Genomic DNA, 17,869 nt, shown 5'->3' on the forward strand with positions numbered 1-17,869 from the left:
CCCATCGTAGCGATCCCGGACCGCGGGATCGCCTTCAGGCCTGTGAGGGCCGTGTACCCGGGAAACGCGAAGGGCGGGCACCGGATTCCTCCGGGCCCGCCCCAGCGCGGTACAGCGGCTTTCGGCCTGCGGCCACCCTGTCACACGGTGAGCAGGGATTCCAGGGGTGCGCCGTCCAGCGCCGCCTCCAGGCGGGGGCGGCCGTGCAGGAAGCCGAGCTCCATCAGCACGGCGACGCCGACGACCCGGGCGCCCGCGCGCTGGATCAGCTGGATCGACGCCTCGGCGGTGCCGCCGGTGGCCAGCACGTCGTCGACGATCAGGACGCGGTCACCGGCGGCCAGGTCCTCGGCGTGCACCTCGATCTCGGCCGAGCCGTACTCCAGGTCGTACGCCTGGCTGAGGGTGGCGCCCGGGAGCTTGCCCGCCTTGCGCACCGGGATGAAGCCCAGGCCGGCGCGCAGGGCCACGGGTGCACCGAGGATGAAGCCCCGGGCCTCCAGGCCGACGACCTTGGTGGCGCCGGTACGCGTGGCGATCTCCGCGAACGCGTCGGTGAGCGCGGTGAACGCCGCCGGGTCCGCGAGCAGCGGGGTGATGTCCTTGAACACCACGCCCGGCTCGGGGTGGTCCGCCACGTCCCGGATCCGGCTGAGCAGCAGCTCCTGGATGTCGGTCATCGGCGCTTCCCGGACGGCCGGCCACCGCGGCCGCGGCCGCGGGACGCGGGCTGGTGGCGCGGTCCGACCACGGCGGGCGTGGCGTCCTCGGGCTCACCGGCGGGCTCACCGGCGGCGCCCGTACGGGCCTCCACCAGGTCCTCCGCGGAGGCGGCCTGGGCCCGCTTGGCCAGCACCCGCTTGCGCAGCGCCCTGATCTGCGGCTCGCGCTCCTTGAGGTCGGCGACGAGCGGCGTGGCGATGAAGATCGACGAGTAGGCACCGGCGGCGAGGCCGACGAACAGCGACAGCGAGATGTCGTTGAGCGTGCCCGCGCCGAGGAAGCCGCCGCCGATGAACAGCAGGCCCGCGACCGGCAGCAGCGCGACCACGGTGGTGTTGATGGAGCGGACCAGGGTGCCGTTGATCGAGCGGTTGGCGATCTCGCTGTAGGTGACCCTGGTCTGCTTGGTGATGTCCTTCGTCTGCTCCTTGAGGGAGTCGAACACCACGACCGTGTCGTACAGCGAGTAACCGAGGATGGTCAGCAGACCGATCACCGTGCCGGGCGTGACCTCGAAGCCGACGAGGGCGTAGATGCCGGTGGTGATGGTGATGTCGTGGATCAGGGCGACGAGCGCGGCGATGGCCATGCGCCACTCGAAGGCGATCGCCAGGTAGATCACGACCAGGACCATGAAGATCGCCAGGCCCTGCCAGGCCTTGTTGGCGATCTGGTCGCCCCAGCTCGGGCCGACCAGGTCGGCGGCGATCTTCTCCTTGTCGACCTTGAAGTCCTGGGCCAGCTCGGTCTTGATCTGGTCGGACTGCTGGGTGTCCATGCCGGCGATCTGGATGCGCAGCGCGCCGTTGCCGAGCTTCTGCACGACCGCGTCGTGGCCGGAGGCGTCCTTGGCGTACTCCTCGGCCTGGCTGACCGAGACCGACGTCTTCGGGGTGGTGAAGACGGCGCCGCCCTGGAAGTCGATGCCCATGTTCAGACCGCGCACCGCCAGGCCGAGGATGGCCGTGATGGTGATCAGGATCGAGATGCCGTACCAGATCTTGCGGTGACCGATGAAGTCGTAGCTGATCTCGCCACGGTGCAGTCGGGCGCCGAGGTTGCCGAGTTTCGACATCGCTCACGCTTCCTTGGGGTCGACAGGGCCGGAGACGGGACCGGCGGGACGGCGGGTGCGGCGCAGCGGCGGCTTGGCCCCCAGGCTCTTCGGGTCGAGGCCGGACCACTTGTGGCCGTTCGCGAAGAACGGGCGGCGGGCGGCGAGCGTCATCAGCGGCTTGGTGAAGAAGAACACCACGACCACGTCGAGGACGGTCGTCAGGCCCAGCGTGAACGCGAAGCCCTGGACCTTGCCGACGGTGACGATGAACAGGACCGCGGCGGCCAGGAACGACACGAAGTCGGAGACCAGGATGGTGCGCCGGGCGCGCGGCCAGGCCCGCTCGACGGAGGGGCGCAGGGTGCGGCCCTCGCGGATCTCGTCCCGGATGCGTTCGAAGAACACGATGAACGAGTCCGCCGTGATGCCGATGGCGACGATGGCGCCGCAGACGGCCGGCAGGTTCAGCGCGAAGCCGATGGTCGGGCCGAGCAGCGACATGATCACGTAGGTGAGCGCGGCGGAGACGAGCAGCGAGGCGATCGCGATGAGCGACAGGCCGCGGTAGTAGGCCACCAGGTAGATGATCACCAGCGCGAGGCCGATGGCACCGGCCAGCAGACCCGCGTGCAGCTGCTCACCGCCGAGGGCGGCGGTCACGGTGGTCACGCTCTGCTCCTTGAAGGAGAGCGGGAGAGCACCGTAGGACAGCATGTTGGCGAGGCTCTGGGCCTCCTCCTGGGTGAAGCTGCCGGAGATCTGGGCCTGGCCGCCGGTGATGGCCTGGCTGACGTACGGGCTGGAGACGACCTCGCCGTCCAGGACGATGCCGAACTCGTTCTGCGGCTGCTGGTTCTGGGCGAGCTTGCCGGTGATGTCCGCGAACTTCTTGGCACCCTTGCCGGTGAAGTCCATGGTGACCTGCCAGCCGGCGGCGTTCTGGGTGTCGTAGACCGCCTGGGCCTTCTTCACCTCGGTGCCGTCGACGGCGGCGGGGCCGAGCAGGTACTTGTACCAGACGCCGTTCATCTTGCCGCAGCCGACGGTGGGGTCGGCGGGCTTGGCGCGCTCGCCGGCGGTGGTGCGGGCGGACTTCTTGGAGCAGTCCAGGGCGGCGTACTGCGCCTGGAGCTTGGTGGTGTCCGGCGTCGAGGCGCCGGCGCTGCTGCTCGCCGAGGGGCTGGCGGACGGCGAGGAGTCGGCCTTCAGCGCGTCGCTGACCGCGCGGCCCTGGGAGGTCGCGGAGGCGGACGGGCTCGAGGATACCGAGGACGCCGGGGATTCCGAGGAGGAGGACGAGGCCTTCTCACCGGTGGCGGAGGCGCTCGGCGACGGGCTGCCGGAGCCGCTGGGGGACGCGCTCGGAGAGGCGTTGCCGGCCGGGCCGGTGGCCTCGGTGGCGAGCACCGGGCGGAAGTAGAGCTTGGCGGTGGTGCCGACCTGGGCGCGCGCTTCCTCGGAGTTCGTCCCCTTGGGGATGTTCACGATGATGTTGCGGGCACCCTGGGTCTGCACCTCCGCCTCGGAGACGCCCAGACCGTTGACACGGCGGTTCATGATGTCGACCGCGGTGTCCATGTTGGCCTTGTTGATCGCGGATTCCTGGCCGGACTTGGCTTCGAGCGTGATGCTCGTGCCGCCGGCCAGGTCGATGCCGAGGCGCGGGGTGGTGTGCCCGGAGGCGAACATGCCCCCGGTGAGCCCCACGATGGCGATCAGGATCAGGGCCAGCGAGCGCCCCGGCTTGCTCTGGGCACTCGCGCTCCTGCCCTTTTTGGGTGCTGCCACCTTCTCGTACTCCCTCTCGGGCCGCTCCGCGCCGGGTCAGCGCGGGGACGGCCATGACATGGTGTCGTCGATCCGCTGCGAGGTGCGGGCACCCCGGAGCGCGCGGGAGCGGCCCGCGCGGCCCGGGGACACGGTCACTTCGCGCCGGAGTCGCCGTCGGCCTTCTTCGGCTCCACGGCCGGGTCGGCCCCGGCGGCCGGCTCCTCGGTCTCGTCCTTCTTGCCGAGGTCGACGGACTTGTCGGCGGGGGCGGCGGCAGCTTCGTCGGCCGACCCGTCGGTGTCGGGGGTCTCGGTGAGGGAGGAGGCGTCGTCCGGGACGACCGCGGCGTCGGACTTCAGGTCGTGCTCGATGCCGTGGACGATGCGGTTGTACTCGTCGTCGGTCAGGACGGCACCGATGGCGTTCTTCGCGAAGAGCAGTTCCACGCCCGGGCCCGCGTCGACGAGGACCGTGTCGTCGTTGACCTCCTTGACCGTGGCGTACATGCCCCCGATGGTGCGGATGCCGCTGCCGGGCTGCATGTCGTTCCGCATGGCAGCGGCCTGCTGCTGCTTCTTCTTGGCCGACCGCGTCATCAGGAACATGGCCCCGATGAGCACGATGAACGGGAGGAGGGTCACGAGACTCACGGGTCGGAACTTCCTTCACACGACCGCGATGGTGAGCGGCCTGATGGTTGGGGGTTTGCGCGCTGCCCGCGAGGGCGGCATCGGCGGAGTCTAAGCGAGTCCGCGCGCAAGGAACAACGCTCAGCATGGCACCTGGGTTCCTCACCCCGCGAATGTCCGGGCCGCGGTGGGCGCGGGCCCGGGCCCCTCACGCCCCGAACAGGTCCTGTTGTCCGTTTCCGCCGCCCTGCGAGCGGGGCGGGGTCAGGCCCAGGTGGTTCCAGGCGGCCGGGGTGGCGACCCGGCCGCGCGGGGTGCGGGCGAGCAGTCCCTCCCGTACGAGGAAGGGCTCGGCGACCTCCTCGACGGTCTCGCGCTCCTCCCCCACCGCCACGGCCAGCGTCGACAGGCCGACCGGGCCGCCGCCGAACAGCTTCAGCAGGGCCTCCAGGACGGCGCGGTCCAGCCGGTCCAGGCCGCGCCCGTCGACCTCGTACACGGCGAGGGCCGCCGAGGCGATGTCGCGGGTGATGACGCCGTCCGCCTTGACCTGCGCGTAGTCGCGGACGCGACGCAGCAGGCGGTTGGCGATGCGGGGCGTGCCGCGCGAACGTCCGGCGATCTCGGCGGCGCCGGCCGGGTCGATCTCGACGTCGAGCAGGTGCGCCGATCGGTGGATGACGCGCTGCAGCTCGGCGGGCTCGTAGAACTCCATGTGCGCGGTGAAGCCGAAGCGGTCGCGCAGCGGGGGCGGCAGGAGGCCCGCGCGGGTGGTGGCGCCGACCAGGGTGAACGGCGGCAGTTCGAGGGGGATGGCGGTGGCGCCGGGGCCCTTGCCGACGATGACGTCGACGCGGAAGTCCTCCATCGCCATGTAGAGCATCTCCTCGGCGGGCCGGGACATGCGGTGGATCTCGTCGAGGAAGAGGACCTCGCCCTCCTGGAGGGAGGACAGGATCGCCGCGAGGTCGCCGGCGTGCTGGATGGCGGGTCCGGAGGTGATGCGGATGGGGGCGCCCATCTCGGCCGCGATGATCATCGACAGGGTGGTCTTGCCGAGGCCGGGGGCGCCGGAGAGCAGCACGTGGTCGGCGGTGGCGCCCCGCGCGCGTGCGGCGCGCAGCACCAGGTCGAGCTGTTCGCGGACCTTCTCCTGGCCGATGAACTCGCCCAGGTCCTTGGGGCGCAGGGCGGCCTCGACGGCCTGGTCCTCCCGGTCGGCGACCGAGTCCACCAGGCGCTCCGCTGCGGGAGCGGCGGGGGTGTCGGTCGGGTCGGTCGGGTCGTCCCAGTTCATGTGTGTGCCTTACGGAGGTCGGGTCGGCGGGCGGGCCGTGTTCCAGGGGCGGTGCTGCGGGCGGTGCTGCCGATGTTCGGCGTGCTGGTGCTGTCGGTGTCTCTGCGAGCGGTGCTGTCGGTGTTCGGCGTCGGCGTTCGGCCGGTGTCTCAGCGGGCCCTGTTCAGTGTCTGGAGGGCGGCCTTGAGCAGGGCGCCGACCTGCGGCGTGCCCTCGGCGGCCTCGGCCTGGGGGGTCACGGCGGCCACGGCCTCGTCGGCCTCGCGGGTCGCGTAGCCCAGGCCGATCAGCGCGGCGTGCAGCTGGTCGCGCCAGCCGCTGCTGACGGGCGCGCCCACGGCGGGGGCGCCGAGCGGCTCGCCGAGGCGGTCCTTGAGTTCGAGCAGCAGCTTCTGGGCGCCCTTCTTGCCGATGCCGGGCACGGCCGTGAGCGCCTTCTCGTCCCCGGTGGCGACCGCACGGCGCAGCGCGTCCGGGGTGTGCACGGCGAGCATGGCCTGGGCGAGGCGGGGGCCGACGCCGCTCGCGGTCTGCAGCAGCTCGAAGACCTGCCGCTCGTCGTCGTCGGCGAAGCCGTACAGGGTCAGCGAGTCCTCGCGGACCACCAGGGAGGTGTGCAGCTTGGCGGGCCGGCCGAGCCGCAGCGTGGAGAGCGTGTTCGGCGTGCACTGGACGGCCATGCCGACGCCGCCGACCTCGACGACCGCGGCGTCGGGGGCGAGGGCGGCGACCGTGCCGCTGACGAAGGCGATCATGCGAGGCGGCCTTTCGGTGTTCTGGCGGTCTGCAGGGCGACGGCCTGCTGCAGCCGGTTCTGCGCGGGGGCGCGCCAGATGTGGCAGATGGCGAGGGCGAGGGCGTCGGCGGCGTCGGCGGGCTTCGGCGGCGCGGCGAGCCGCAGCAGCCGGGTGACCATGGCGCCGACCTGGGCCTTGTCCGCGCGGCCGCTGCCGGTGACGGCGGCCTTGACCTCGCTCGGGGTGTGCAGGGCGACGGGGATGCCGCGCCGGGCGGCGCACAGCATGGCGACGGCGCTGGCCTGGGCGGTGCCCATGACGGTGCGGACGTTGTGCTGGCTGAAGACGCGCTCCACGGCCACGAACTCCGGCCGGTGCTCGTCCAGCCACTCCTCGATGCCGCGCTCGACGGCGAGCAGGCGGTGGCTGAGCTCGGCGTCCGCGGGAGTGCGCACGACCCCCACGCCGACCATGGTGAGCGGCCGTCCCGCGACCCCCTCGACGACGCCGACACCGCAGCGGGTCAGCCCGGGGTCCACCCCCAGTACGCGCACGCGCCCCTCCCTCCGACGGCCCGACCGGCGACTCGTTCGCCTGTTTGTGCAGGCTATCGGGTGCCACCGACAACGCCGCGCAAAGGGACGGGCCGACGGGTGTGTCCCGTCGGCCCGTTGAACCCTGCGCCCCGCGCGGGCGGCTACGCGTCGACCTTCTCCATGACCTCGTCGCTGACGTCGAAGTTGGCGAAGACGTTCTGCACGTCGTCGCTGTCCTCCAGCGCGTCGATCAGCTTGAAGATCTTGCGGGCGCCGTCCTCGTCCAGTTCGACCTGCATGGTCGGGACGAAGTTGGCGTCGGCGGAGTCGTAGTCGATGCCGGCGTCCTGGAGGGCGGTGCGGACCGCGACCAGGTCGGTGGCCTCGCTGATGACCTCGAAGGTCTCGCCGAGGTCGTTGACCTCCTCGGCACCGGCGTCCAGGACGGCGCCGAGCACGTCGTCCTCGGTCAGCTCGCCCTTGGGGACGATCACGACGCCCTTGCGGTTGAACAGGTACGACACCGAGCCCGGGTCGGCCATGGAGCCGCCGTTGCGGGTCATGGCGACGCGGACCTCGGAGGCGGCGCGGTTGCGGTTGTCGGTGAGGCACTCGATGAGCACCGCGACGCCGTTCGGCCCGTAGCCCTCGTACATGATCGTCTCGTAGTCGGCGCCGCCGGCCTCCAGGCCCGCGCCGCGCTTGACCGCGGAGTCGATGTTCTTGTTCGGGACCGACGACTTCTTCGCCTTCTGGATGGCGTCGTACAGCGTCGGGTTGCCCTCGATGTCCGCGCCGCCCATCCGCGCCGCGACCTCGATGTTCTTGATCAGCTTCGCGAAGAGCTTGCCGCGCTTGGCATCGATCACGGCCTTCTTGTGCTTCGTCGTAGCCCATTTAGAGTGGCCGGACATCTGCCTGTCTCCTTCGCGTAACCTATCTCAGCAACGAACGCAGGAATCCTACAAGGACTCGGCTGTCCGGTTGGCGCGCACCATGTCGACGAACAGGGCGTGCACCCGGTGGTCGCCGGTCAGTTCCGGGTGGAACGACGTGGCGAGCGCGTTGCCCTGGCGGACGGCGACGATGTGGCCCTCGTGCTCGGCGAGCACCTCGGCCGCCGCGCCGACGGACTCCACCCAGGGGGCGCGGATGAAGACGCCCTCCACGGGGTCGCCGGGGACGCCACGGACGTCGACCGCGGCCTCGAAGGACTCGTTCTGCCGGCCGAAGGCGTTGCGGCGCACGATCATGTCGATGCCGCCGACGGTCTCCTGGCCCGAGCGCGGGTCGAGGATCTTGTCGGCGAGCAGGATCAGGCCGGCGCAGGTGCCGTAGACCGGCATGCCGTCCCGCACGCGTGCGCGCAGCGGCTCCATCACCCCGAAGAGGAGGGCCAGCTTGGAGATGGTGGTGGACTCGCCGCCGGGCAGGACGAGGCCGTCGACCTCGGCGAGTTCCTCCGGGCGCCGCACCGGCCTGGCCACGGCGTCGGCCGCGGCCAGGGCGATGAGGTGCTCCCGTACGTCGCCCTGGAGCGCCAGGACGCCTATGACAGGTGCGTCGGTCATGGGTGGTTACCAGCCGCGGTTGGCGTAGCGCTCGGACTCGGGCAGCACGTCGCAGTTGATGCCGACCATGGCCTCGCCGAGGTTGCGGGACGCGTCCGCGATGATCTTCGGGTCGTCGTAGAAGGTGGTGGCCTTCACGATGGCGGCGGCGCGCTTGGCCGGGTCGCCGGACTTGAAGATGCCGGAGCCGACGAACACGCCCTCGGCGCCGAGCTGGCGCATCAGGGCCGCGTCGGCCGGGGTGGCGACGCCACCGGCGGAGAAGAGGACCACCGGGAGCTTGCCCAGCTCGGCGACCTCCTTGACCAGCTCGTACGGGGCGCGCAGCTCCTTGGCGGCGGCGTACAGCTCGTGGTTGTCCAGGCCGCGCAGCCGGGCGATGTCGCCCTTGATCTGGCGCAGGTGGCGGACCGCCTCGACGACGTTGCCGGTGCCGGCCTCGCCCTTGGAGCGGATCATCGCGGCGCCCTCGGAGATGCGGCGCAGGGCCTCGCCGAGGTTGGTGGCACCGCAGACGAAGGGGGTGGTGAAGGACCACTTGTCGGAGTGGTTGACCTCGTCGGCCGGGGTGAGGACCTCGGACTCGTCGATGTAGTCGACGCCGAGGGACTGCAGGACCTGGGCCTCGACGAAGTGGCCGATGCGGGACTTGGCCATGACCGGGATCGAGACGGCCTCGATGATGCCCTCGATCATGTCCGGGTCGGACATGCGGGCCACGCCGCCGTCCTTGCGGATGTCGGCCGGGACCCGCTCGAGGGCCATGACGGCGACGGCGCCCGCGTCCTCGGCGATCTTCGCCTGCTCCGGGGTGACGACGTCCATGATGACGCCGCCCTTGAGCTGCTCGGCCATGCCGCGCTTCACGCGGGCGGTGCCGGTCTCGGGAGCCTGGTTCTCGGTGGTGGACACGGGGCTGGACACGGGGTGACCTCACTGGGGCGAAGGGGTTTCTGCAAGCACCGAGGAAACGCGAGTGGACCAGTCCACAGCAAGGGCCAATGCCGAGCCGGTGGATCCTTTTGCGCCGCGGACGCCGTGCGGACGCCGTGCGGGCCCCTGCCCGGGGAGGGTCAGGCGGCCCGGTCGGCCAGGGCGGCGGGCGGCTCGTCGTCCATCTCGAAGGCCAAGGGGAACGGCGCGTGGCCCGCGAGCCGGAACCAGCGGACCTTGCGGTGCTCGCGCAGGCGGCGGGCCGCGCCGACGGCGTCGTTGTGGAAGCGGCGGGCCATCGGCACGCGCCGGGCCGCCTCGGTGAGCTCGCGTGCGGCCTCGTCGCCGCCCGGTGCCTCCCGGACCACCTCGACCTGCCGGGGGTCGGCGAACACCGCGCGCAGCGCCTGGCTCAGCTCGCTCTCGGCGACCTCCCGCTGCTCCTCCTCGGCCTGCCGGGCGGCGTGCGCGGCCTCGTACAGCACGATGGAGGCGGCCGGGTCGAGGATGCCCGACGTCGCCACCTCCTGCGCCACCGAGGCGCGGCGCAGCAACTGCGCGTCCAGCGCCGCCCGCGCCGCGTCGATCCGCGCGTGCAGCCGGTCCAGCCGCCCCGCCGTCCAGCTCAGGTAGAGGCCGATCGCCAGCAGGGCGACGAGGATCCAGATGAGGGTTGCGGTCACGGGCGGAAAGAGTACGCGGCCGGCGACGGGAGGCGCGGCGCGGGCCGCAGGGTGGCGGCGGCCTCCTCGATCACGGCCGGGCGGTGGCCCGCTCCGTCACGGGCCGGGGCACGGCCCGCTCCGTCACGGGCCGGGGCACGGTCCGCTCAGTCGCGGGCCAGGCCCAAGCGGGAGCGCAGGCCCGGGGGCCGGGGGTCGTCCGTGGCGGCCACCGCTGCCGCGCCCGTCGTGACCGTCTCGTACACCGAGAGGATGTCCGCGCCCACCGTGGACCAGTCGAAGCGGCGCACGTGCGCGCTGCCGCGGGCGCTCAGCCCGGCGCGGCGGGAGGGGTCGCCGAGGAGCCGTACGGCCGCCTCGGCGAGGGCGTCGGCGTCCTCGTTGGTGAACAGCTCGCCCGCCGCCCCCTGGTCGAGGACCTGGGCGAAGGCGTCGAGGTCGGACGCGAGCACGGGGGCGCCCGCGGACATCGCCTCGACCAGGATGATGCCGAAGCTCTCGCCTCCGGTGTTGGGCGCCACGTACAGGTCGACGCTGCGCAGCAGGCGCGCCTTGTCCTCGTCGCTGACCATGCCCAGGAACTCCACCCGCGGGCGCAGCTCGGCCGGCAGGGAGGCGACCGCCTCCTCCTCGTCGCCGCGCCCGGCGATCAGCAGCCGGGTCCGGGGGCGGGCGGCGAGGATCTGCGGCAGGGCCCGCATCAGCACCGGGAGGCCCTTGCGGGGCTCGTCGATGCGGCCGATGAAGCCGATGGTGTCGCCCTGCCAGGCGGGGTTCGGGTCGGCATCGGCGAAGAAGTCGACGTCGACGCCGTTGGGGATGACGACGGCGTCCCCGCCGAGGTGTTCCACCAGCGTGCGCCGGGCGTACTCGCTGACCGCGATCCGGGCGCTGATCTTCTCCAGGGCCGCCTGGAGGATGGCGTAGGCGGCGATCATCGCCTTGGAGCGCGGGTTGGACGTGTGGAACGTGGCGACGATCGGGCCCTGCGCGGCCCAGCAGGTCAGCAGGCCGAGGGACGGCGAGGTCGGTTCGTGGATGTGGACCACGTCGAACGCGCCGTCGTGCAGCCAGCGCCGCACGCGCGCGGCGGACAGGAACCCGAAGTTCAGCCGGGCCACCGAGCCGTTGTACGGCACCGGGACCGCGCGGCCCGCGGAGACGACGTACGGCGGGAGCGGGGTGTCGTCGTCGGCGGGGGCGAGGACGGACACCTCGTGGCCGAGCCGGAGGAAGTACTCGGCGAGGTCGCGGATGTGGAACTGGACGCCGCCCGGCACGTCCCAGGAGTACGGGCAGACGATCCCGATCCTCACGCGGGCTCCCCCTCGGACGGACGCGGCTCCAGGTCCGCGACCCACAAGCGCTGCAGCATGTGCCAGTCCTCCGGGTGCTCGGCGATCCCCGTGGCGAAGGCGTCGGCCAGCGCCTGTGTCATGACGGACGCCTTCTCGGCCCGGTTGCCTGACGCGGGCACCTCGATCGGGGGGTGGACCCGGCCCTGCATCACGGGCGAGTCGTCGTACCAGAGGGTCACGGGCAGCAGCAGCGCGCCCGTCTGCTGGGCGAGCAGGGCGGGCCCGGCGGGCATCCGCGCGGTCTCGCCGAAGAAGGTGACCTCGACGCCGGAGGCGGACAGGTCGCGGTCGGCGACCAGGCAGACCAGGCCCCCGTCGCGCAGCCGGCGGGCGAGGGTGCCGAAGGCGGCGCCGCCGCTGTGCGGGAGGACCTCCATGCCGAGGCCCTCGCGGTAGGCGACGAACCGGTCGTAGAGCGTCTCCGGCTTCAGCCGCTCGGCGACCGTCGTGAACGGCGTGCCGAGCGCGGTGGTGACCCAGGCGCCGGCCAGGTCCCAGTTGGCCAGGTGCGGCAGGGCGAGGACGACGCCCCGGCCGGCGGCGAGGCCGTCGGTCAGGTGGTGCAGGTCCCTGGGCTCGAAGCCGTCGCGGACGCGCTCGGCGCTCCAGGCGGGCAGCCGGAAGGACTCCATCCAGTACCGCAGGTAGGACCGCATGCCCGCCCGGGACAGCTCCGCCAGGCGCTCCGGCGAGGCGTCCGGCACCACGCGCGCGTAGTTGCGCTCCAGCCGCTGCACGCCCTTGCCGCGCCGTTTCCAGGCGAGGTCGGCGACCGAGCGGCCCAGGCGCACCGCGACGGGTTCGGGGAGCTTCTTCACGGTGCCCCAGCCGAGGCCGTACAGCGCGTCGGTCAGCCGCTCCTGGGCGCTCACTGGGCGGTCTCCCTCCCCTGGGACCCCGGCTGCGCGGCGGCCGCGGCCTCCGCCTCGGCGGACTCGCGGCGCACCGTGACGACCCGCTGGACCAGCGTGACGAGGCTGCCGACGGCGACGATCCACAGGGCGACGGGCAGCAGGTACTGGATGCCGGGCACGCCGAACTTGTGCAGGCCCGCGAAACCGGCCGCGACCAGGGAGATCACCAGGCGCTCGGCGCGCTCGACGAGTCCGTTGACGGCGACCGGCAGGCCGATCGACTCGCCGCGCGCCTTGGTGTACGACACCACCTGGCCGCTGGCCAGGCAGAAGATCGAGACGGCGCACAGGACGTTGTCGTCGCCGTTGCCGGCGTACCAGAGCGCGAAGCCGCCGAAGATGGCGCCGTCGGCGACCCGGTCGAGCGTGGAGTCGAGGAAGGCGCCCCAGCGGCTGGAACGGCCCAGCTGGCGGGCCATGTTGCCGTCGACGAGGTCGGAGAAGACGAAGAGCGTGATGACGACGGTGCCCCAGAAGAACTCGCCCCGGGGGTAGAAGACCAGCGCGCCCGCCATCACGCCGGCGGTGCCGATCAGCGTGACGGCGTCGGGGCTGACGCCCCGGCGGATGAGAAACGCGGCGAACGGTGTGAGGACACGCGTGAAGAATGCACGCGCGTACTTGTTCAGCATGGCCTTCCCGACGGTCGGTGTGGCGCCGCGACCCCTGCTGGTCCCCGGCTGGCCCATCGTAGTCACGCGCGCGGGGGTCCGACGGCCGGGCACCCGCGGCCGGGGTCACGTCCTGACGGCATCCGGGTCACGGCCCGATCGCGGACGGCGGGCCGCCGGGTGACGGGTTCGGGTCCCTCGTATGGACGCACCGTGACGGGAGTGGAAAGCTCGAAGGACCGCGGGCGTCGCCGGAGCCGCCCCCACGCGGATCCGCCGCTTCGCCGCGCCCCAGTGACCTCACCGTGCACGGGAGGCAGGATCATGGGCGACAAGACACAGACACACCCCGGAGCCGCCGGCAGGGCAGTGGCGGCCGACCACCCCGCATCCCTTCGGAATGTGGTGCTGGTCGGCCACTCGGGATCGGGCAAGACCACCTTGGTGGAGGCCCTCGCGCTGACCGCGGGGGCGGTGAACCGGGCGGGCCGCGTGGAGGACGGCGGCACCGTCTCCGACTACGACGAGATCGAGCACCGCCAGCAGCGCTCGGTGCAGCTCTCCCTGGTGCCGCTGGAGTGGGACGGCATCAAGGTCAACGTCCTCGACACCCCCGGGTACGCCGACTTCGTCGGGGAGCTCAGGGCCGGTCTGCGCGCGGCGGACGCGGCCCTCTTCGTCGTCTCGGCATCGGACGGCGTGGACGGCTCCACCCGCATGGTGTGGGAGGAGTGCGCCGCCGTCGGCATGCCGCGCGCGATCGTCGTCACGCACCTGGAGGCGGCACGGGCCGACTTCGAGGAGATGACCCGGGTGTGCGCCGAGACGTTCGGCGGGGACGACCCGGACGCCGTGCTGCCGCTGTACCTGCCGCTGCACGGCCCGCAGGGGCCGGACGGGCACGCGCCCGTGACGGGGCTGGTCGGGCTGCTGTCGCAGAAGCTGTTCGACTACTCCTCCGGCGAGCGCAAGGAGTCCGAGCCGGGCCCGGAGCAGCTGCCGGACATGACGCAGGCCCGCAACCGGCTGATCGAGGGGATCATCGCCGAGAGCGAGGACGAGACCCTCATGGACCGCTACCTCGGCGGTGAGCAGGTCGAGGTCAAGACCCTGATCGAGGACCTGGAGCGGGCCGTCGCGCGCGGTACGTTCTTCCCCGTCCTGGCCGCCGCCCCCGCGGCCGCGGGCGCCCGGCAGGGCATCGGCACGGTGGAGCTGCTGGAGCTGATCACGCGGGGCTTCCCGACGCCGTTCGAGCACCCCACGCCGGGCGTGACCACGATCGACGGCACCCCGCGCGAGATCAAGCCGTGCGACATCGACGGCCCGCTGGTCGCGGAGGTCGTCAAGACGTCGTCCGACCCGTACGTCGGCCGGATCTCGCTGGTGCGCGTCTTCTCCGGCGTGCTGCGGCCCGACCAGACGGTGCACGTGTCGGGGCACGGCATGACCGACCGGGGCCACGAGGATCACGACCTCGACGAGCGGATCGGCGCGCTGTCGATGCCGTTCGGCAAGCAGCAGCGCCCGGTGCCGCAGGCCGTCGCGGGCGACCTGGTGTGCGTGGCGAAGCTGACCCGCGCGGAGACCGGCGACACGCTGTCCGCCAAGGACGACCCGCTGGTGATGGAGCCGTGGCGGATGCCGGACCCGCTGCTGCCGCTGGCCATCCAGGCGCACAGCAAGGCCGACGAGGACAAGCTGTCCCAGGGCCTGGCCCGGCTGGTCGCCGAGGACCCCACGATGCGCCTGGAGCAGAACCAGGACACCCACCAGGTCGTCCTGTGGTGCCTGGGCGAGGCGCACGCCGACGTGGCCCTGGAGCGGCTGCGCACCCGCTACGGCGTCCAGGTCGACGTCGTCCCGCACCGGGTGTCGCTGCGCGAGACGTTCGCGCACCGGTCGGCCGGGCGCGGGCGGCACGTCAAGCAGTCCGGCGGGCACGGCCAGTACGCCATCTGCGAGATCGAGGTGGAGCCGCTGCCGGGCGGCTCGGGCATCGAGTTCGTGGACAAGGTCGTCGGCGGGGCGGTGCCGCGCCAGTTCATCCCGTCGGTGGAGAAGGGCGTACGGGCGCAGGCGGCCAAGGGGGTGGCGGCCGGCCACCCGCTGATCGACGTGCGGGTCACGCTCCTCGACGGCAAGGCGCACTCGGTGGACTCCTCCGACGCCGCGTTCCAGACGGCGGGCGCGCTGGCGCTGCGGGAGGCCGCGGCCGAGGCGAGGATCCACCTGCTGGAGCCGGTGGCCGAGGTGAGCGTGCTGGTCGGCGACGACTACGTGGGCGCCGTGATGAGCGACCTGTCCGGCCGGCGCGGCCGGGTGCTGGGCACCGAACAGACCGCGGGCGGGCGGACGGTGATCCGGGCCGAGGTGCCCGAGATCGAGATCGGCCGGTACGCGGTGGACCTGCGCTCGCTGTCGCACGGCACGGCGCGGTTCGACCGCCGGTACGTGCGGCACGAGCCGATGCCGGCGCAGGTCGCCGAGAAGGTCCGCGAACAGGCCCGGGAGAGCTGAGGGTTGGTGCGCGCCGGTCCCAAGTGGCCGGTGGGGCAACCGGGCGGGCGGCCGGGGCGCCCGGCACCGGGGCCGGAACGGAGCGGTTCCCTCCGGATCGGCGGGCGGCTTCGGCCGTCCGCCGACGCGCGTCCGCGCCGGCGGATACCCTGATGACCTGATCAACAGGTGTGCGGAGCACGGAAGTCGGGAAGGCCGCAGGAGCGAGCGTTGCGGCGTTGGGGGGAATGAGCGTGGACGGCAGTTACGCGGACTTCTTCGGACCTCAGGTGCCGCGGGCGGGCGACGAGGGGCAGACGGCGACCTTCGCGCTGGCGTCGGCGGCCTACCGGGACAACCCGGTCCAGGACATCAAGAAGGCCGACAACGAGTGGCACCAGTCCACGGTCTCCGTGGGCCGCTCCTGGGCCAAGATCTTCCGGCCGAACCTCGGCGAGGCGTTCTCGCAGGCGGTGGTCGACCGCATGCTGGGCGTCGGCCGCAAGCCCCTCATCCAGTCCTTCGGCACCGAGCCGCAGGTCGTCGTCGAGCACTGTCTGGCGGCCAACCGCATCCGCCGCGAGCGCGACAAGAAGCTCACCGGCATCATGCTGCTGTTCGGGGTGCTGTTCCTGCCCGGGCTGTTGGTGTGGCTGCTGGTCTTCCAGCTCCGGGCGACCGTGGGCAGGCTGGACAACCGGCGGGTGTCCGGCATGGCCACCGTGCTGCTGTTCGCGGTCGGCGCCCTGGCGCTGCTGTTCCTGCTCAAGATGCCCTTCGGCGGCCTGGTGGGCTGGTACGCGCGCGGTGCGGTCGTCGCGCCGGTGGTCGGGTGGTTCCTGGCCAAGCGGGTCTGTGAGGGCACCGCGCAGGACCTGCGCGGCCGCTGGGACAGCCTGCTGGCCGGCAGCAGCATCGGCGCCAAGGTCCCCGAGGCCGTGCCCACCAGCCCCAACCAGACCGCCGCCGAGCAGCTGCGCCAGTCCCTGGCCCGGCTCAGCGCCGAACAGCAGTCCAACTCCGTCTTCTACGCCGGCCCCAAGGGCATCCTCGGCATGGGCACGCGCTGGGGCGCCTGGCACCTCGCCGAGGAGCTGACGCCCCTCGACCCGAACAAGGGCGTGCACGAGTTCCGCAGCTGGACCGTGATCCGCGCGATCCACGACCAGCTGACCCTGCTGAACCGGCAGAGCCTGAAGACCGGCGGCTTCCCGCCGCCCAGCGTGCGGCACTGGGTCGTCACCCCGGTCGGGGAGAACGCCAAGGCGGTCGCCCGGCCGGAGGGCACGGACGTCGAGGCGTACCAGGTCAAGCCGTCGGCCATAGAGAACATCTGCAACAACCAGCAGTTCGGCGGCGGCGACCGGCACTACCTGGGCGTGCAGTGGCCGCTGTGGGACGGGCAGTTGATCATCACCATGATGATCACCGTGACGGTGCTGCACGAGACGCTGCGCATCGAGGTCACGGGCCACGCGCTCGGCCCGGTCAACGGGCTGTTCACCACGAAGCCGGAGACCCCGACCAAGGAGGTCGCCAAGACCGTCCGGTTCTGGGAGACCCGCAAGGTCACGCTGCCGCTGGTCACCCCGGACGAGGTGGTCCGCCTCGCCGCGCGGGCGACGCTCAGCTGGTACCCGCCGCTGCTGAACTGGCTCGGCGGCTCGATAGGACTGCCGGAGCCCTTCGGCCTGCGGCACGCGTGGGCCGACCAGCCCTGGCGCCACCGCTTCATGGCCGACGACGCGCTGCGCGCGGCCACCCCGGTGCTGCGGGTGGTGCACGCCGCCGCGATCAAGGTGCTCAAGGAGCACGACGTGGACACGGAGAAGTTCGGCTCGCGGTCGGCCTTCCTGAGCACGGCGGTCCAGGACCCCACCCCCAGGAAGGTCGACGTCTACGACGCGTAGGCCGCCGTGCGGCCGGCGGGCCGCGGCCCGCGCTCAGGCCGTGGGCCAGGCCTCCGCGAGCATCTTGCGGGTGTCCGCGAGGAGTTGGGGCAGGACCTTGGTGTGGCCGACGACCGGCATGAAGTTGGTGTCGCCGCCCCAGCGCGGGACGATGTGCTGGTGCAGGTGGGCGGCGATGCCCGCGCCCGCGACGGCGCCCTGGTTCATGCCGATGTTGAAGCCGTGGGCGCCGGAGGCGCTGCGCAGGGCCGTCATCGCCTGCTTGGTCAGCTCGGCCAGCTCGACGGTCTCCGCCGCCGTGAGGCCGGTGTAGTCGGCGACGTGCCGGTAGGGCACGGTCATCAGGTGACCGCCGTTGTACGGGTAGAGGTTCAGCACCGCGTACACGTGCTCGCCACGGGCGACGATCAGGGCGTCCTCGTCGGACTTCCCCGGGAGTGAGCAGAAGGGACAGCCGTCGTCGGCCCCCGGGCCGCTGGGCTTGCCCTCGCCCTGGATGTAGGCCATCCGGTGGGGCGTCCACAGGCGCTGGAACGCGTCCTGCGTCCCCGCTCCGATCTGCTGCTCCGGCTCACTCGTCATACCAGGCAGCATATGGCTTCGCCCGTTCGCGGCGTGTCGGCGGGGTTGCGGCGCGGCCC

Annotated in this window: 17 protein-coding genes; 2 read left to right on the top strand and 15 right to left on the bottom strand. The window is 72.3% G+C overall.

The features are described from left to right. Positions 1-140: 140 nt before the first annotated feature. The 14 genes from E4U91_RS06365 to pgsA all read right to left on the bottom strand — a co-directional run bounded on the left by E4U91_RS06365 (position 141) and on the right by pgsA (position 12,897). On the bottom strand, positions 141-680 hold the full coding sequence (locus E4U91_RS06365; RefSeq protein WP_137305923.1) for an adenine phosphoribosyltransferase: 540 nt from the start codon (positions 678-680) through the stop codon (positions 141-143). After that, positions 677-1,798 carry a protein translocase subunit SecF gene (secF, locus tag E4U91_RS06370; RefSeq protein WP_137305924.1) on the bottom strand — a complete coding sequence of 374 codons (1,122 nt, stop codon included), beginning with the start codon at positions 1,796-1,798 and terminating at the stop codon, positions 677-679. The genes E4U91_RS06365 and secF overlap by 4 nt, the downstream gene beginning before the upstream one ends. A gap of 3 nt (positions 1,799-1,801) precedes the next feature. Beyond that, positions 1,802-3,568 carry a protein translocase subunit SecD gene (gene secD / locus E4U91_RS06375; RefSeq protein ID WP_174867760.1) on the bottom strand — a complete coding sequence of 589 codons (1,767 nt, stop codon included), beginning with the start codon at positions 3,566-3,568 and terminating at the stop codon, positions 1,802-1,804. A gap of 134 nt (positions 3,569-3,702) precedes the next feature. Continuing rightward, positions 3,703-4,200 (bottom strand): preprotein translocase subunit YajC, encoded by a 498-nt coding sequence (gene yajC / locus E4U91_RS06380; protein WP_137305925.1) that lies wholly within the window; start codon positions 4,198-4,200, stop codon positions 3,703-3,705. A gap of 187 nt (positions 4,201-4,387) precedes the next feature. Next, positions 4,388-5,476 (bottom strand): Holliday junction branch migration DNA helicase RuvB, encoded by a 1,089-nt coding sequence (gene ruvB, locus E4U91_RS06385; protein ID WP_137305926.1) that lies wholly within the window; start codon positions 5,474-5,476, stop codon positions 4,388-4,390. Positions 5,477-5,625: 149 nt separating this feature from the next. Further along, positions 5,626-6,231, bottom strand: a complete 606-nt coding sequence (gene ruvA / locus E4U91_RS06390; RefSeq protein WP_137305927.1) for a Holliday junction branch migration protein RuvA — start codon at positions 6,229-6,231, stop codon at positions 5,626-5,628. Further along, positions 6,228-6,767 carry a crossover junction endodeoxyribonuclease RuvC gene (ruvC, locus tag E4U91_RS06395; protein ID WP_137305928.1) on the bottom strand — a complete coding sequence of 180 codons (540 nt, stop codon included), beginning with the start codon at positions 6,765-6,767 and terminating at the stop codon, positions 6,228-6,230. Before ruvC ends, ruvA begins: the two co-directional genes overlap by 4 nt. A gap of 143 nt (positions 6,768-6,910) precedes the next feature. Beyond that, positions 6,911-7,663, bottom strand: coding sequence for a YebC/PmpR family DNA-binding transcriptional regulator (locus E4U91_RS06400; protein WP_137305929.1), 753 nt, complete (start codon positions 7,661-7,663; stop codon positions 6,911-6,913). Between the two features lie 48 nt (positions 7,664-7,711). Next, positions 7,712-8,320: a pyridoxal 5'-phosphate synthase glutaminase subunit PdxT gene (gene pdxT / locus E4U91_RS06405; protein ID WP_137305930.1), complete on the bottom strand. Its 609-nt coding sequence runs from the start codon at positions 8,318-8,320 to the stop codon at positions 7,712-7,714. A 6-nt stretch (positions 8,321-8,326) separates the two neighbouring features. Continuing rightward, on the bottom strand, positions 8,327-9,232 hold the full coding sequence (gene pdxS, locus E4U91_RS06410; protein WP_137310693.1) for a pyridoxal 5'-phosphate synthase lyase subunit PdxS: 906 nt from the start codon (positions 9,230-9,232) through the stop codon (positions 8,327-8,329). Between the two features lie 161 nt (positions 9,233-9,393). Then, positions 9,394-9,936, bottom strand: coding sequence for a LemA family protein (locus tag E4U91_RS06415; RefSeq protein WP_137305931.1), 543 nt, complete (start codon positions 9,934-9,936; stop codon positions 9,394-9,396). A gap of 146 nt (positions 9,937-10,082) precedes the next feature. Continuing rightward, positions 10,083-11,252: a glycosyltransferase family 4 protein gene (locus E4U91_RS06420; protein ID WP_137305932.1), complete on the bottom strand. Its 1,170-nt coding sequence runs from the start codon at positions 11,250-11,252 to the stop codon at positions 10,083-10,085. After that, positions 11,249-12,166 (bottom strand): phosphatidylinositol mannoside acyltransferase, encoded by a 918-nt coding sequence (locus tag E4U91_RS06425; RefSeq protein ID WP_137305933.1) that lies wholly within the window; start codon positions 12,164-12,166, stop codon positions 11,249-11,251. The genes E4U91_RS06420 and E4U91_RS06425 overlap by 4 nt, the downstream gene beginning before the upstream one ends. Further along, complete coding sequence (pgsA, locus tag E4U91_RS06430; protein WP_137310694.1) at positions 12,163-12,897, bottom strand: phosphatidylinositol phosphate synthase; 735 nt, start codon at positions 12,895-12,897, stop codon at positions 12,163-12,165. The genes E4U91_RS06425 and pgsA overlap by 4 nt, the downstream gene beginning before the upstream one ends. A gap of 246 nt (positions 12,898-13,143) precedes the next feature. On the opposite strand from pgsA, the gene E4U91_RS06435 reads away from it, so the two are divergent. Together E4U91_RS06435 and E4U91_RS06440 are read left to right on the top strand one after the other, a co-directional pair. Then, positions 13,144-15,339 (top strand): elongation factor G-like protein EF-G2, encoded by a 2,196-nt coding sequence (locus E4U91_RS06435; RefSeq protein WP_137305934.1) that lies wholly within the window; start codon positions 13,144-13,146, stop codon positions 15,337-15,339. A 227-nt stretch (positions 15,340-15,566) separates the two neighbouring features. Further along, positions 15,567-17,228 carry a hypothetical protein gene (locus tag E4U91_RS06440; RefSeq protein ID WP_137310695.1) on the top strand — a complete coding sequence of 554 codons (1,662 nt, stop codon included), beginning with the start codon at positions 15,567-15,569 and terminating at the stop codon, positions 17,226-17,228. Positions 17,229-17,261: 33 nt separating this feature from the next. Here the strand turns inward: E4U91_RS06440 and E4U91_RS06445 are convergent, their stop codons facing one another. Continuing rightward, entirely contained in the window at positions 17,262-17,822 is a 561-nt protein-coding gene (locus tag E4U91_RS06445; RefSeq protein WP_137305935.1) for an HIT family protein, read from the bottom strand. Positions 17,823-17,869 lie beyond the last annotated feature (47 nt).

Origin of the sequence: Streptomyces lasalocidi (assembly GCF_005280215.1) — a bacterium.
Lineage (GTDB): Bacteria > Actinomycetota > Actinomycetes > Streptomycetales > Streptomycetaceae > Streptomyces > Streptomyces longwoodensis.

What these genes read in the sequence shown, in the direction of transcription:
- E4U91_RS06365 (WP_137305923.1), bottom strand. Translation starts at nt 680, where the DNA reads ATGACCGACATCCAGGAGCTGCTGCTCAGCCGGATCCGGGACGTGGCG.
- secF (WP_137305924.1), bottom strand. Translation starts at nt 1,798, where the DNA reads ATGTCGAAACTCGGCAACCTCGGCGCCCGACTGCACCGTGGCGAGATC.
- ruvB (WP_137305926.1), bottom strand. Translation starts at nt 5,476, where the DNA reads ATGAACTGGGACGACCCGACCGACCCGACCGACACCCCCGCCGCTCCC.
- ruvA (WP_137305927.1), bottom strand. Translation starts at nt 6,231, where the DNA reads ATGATCGCCTTCGTCAGCGGCACGGTCGCCGCCCTCGCCCCCGACGCC.
- E4U91_RS06400 (WP_137305929.1), bottom strand. Translation starts at nt 7,663, where the DNA reads ATGTCCGGCCACTCTAAATGGGCTACGACGAAGCACAAGAAGGCCGTG.
- pdxT (WP_137305930.1), bottom strand. Translation starts at nt 8,320, where the DNA reads ATGACCGACGCACCTGTCATAGGCGTCCTGGCGCTCCAGGGCGACGTA.
- pgsA (WP_137310694.1), bottom strand. Translation starts at nt 12,897, where the DNA reads ATGGGCCAGCCGGGGACCAGCAGGGGTCGCGGCGCCACACCGACCGTC.
- E4U91_RS06435 (WP_137305934.1), top strand. Translation starts at nt 13,144, where the DNA reads ATGGGCGACAAGACACAGACACACCCCGGAGCCGCCGGCAGGGCAGTG.
- E4U91_RS06440 (WP_137310695.1), top strand. Translation starts at nt 15,567, where the DNA reads ATGAGCGTGGACGGCAGTTACGCGGACTTCTTCGGACCTCAGGTGCCG.
- E4U91_RS06445 (WP_137305935.1), bottom strand. Translation starts at nt 17,822, where the DNA reads ATGCTGCCTGGTATGACGAGTGAGCCGGAGCAGCAGATCGGAGCGGGG.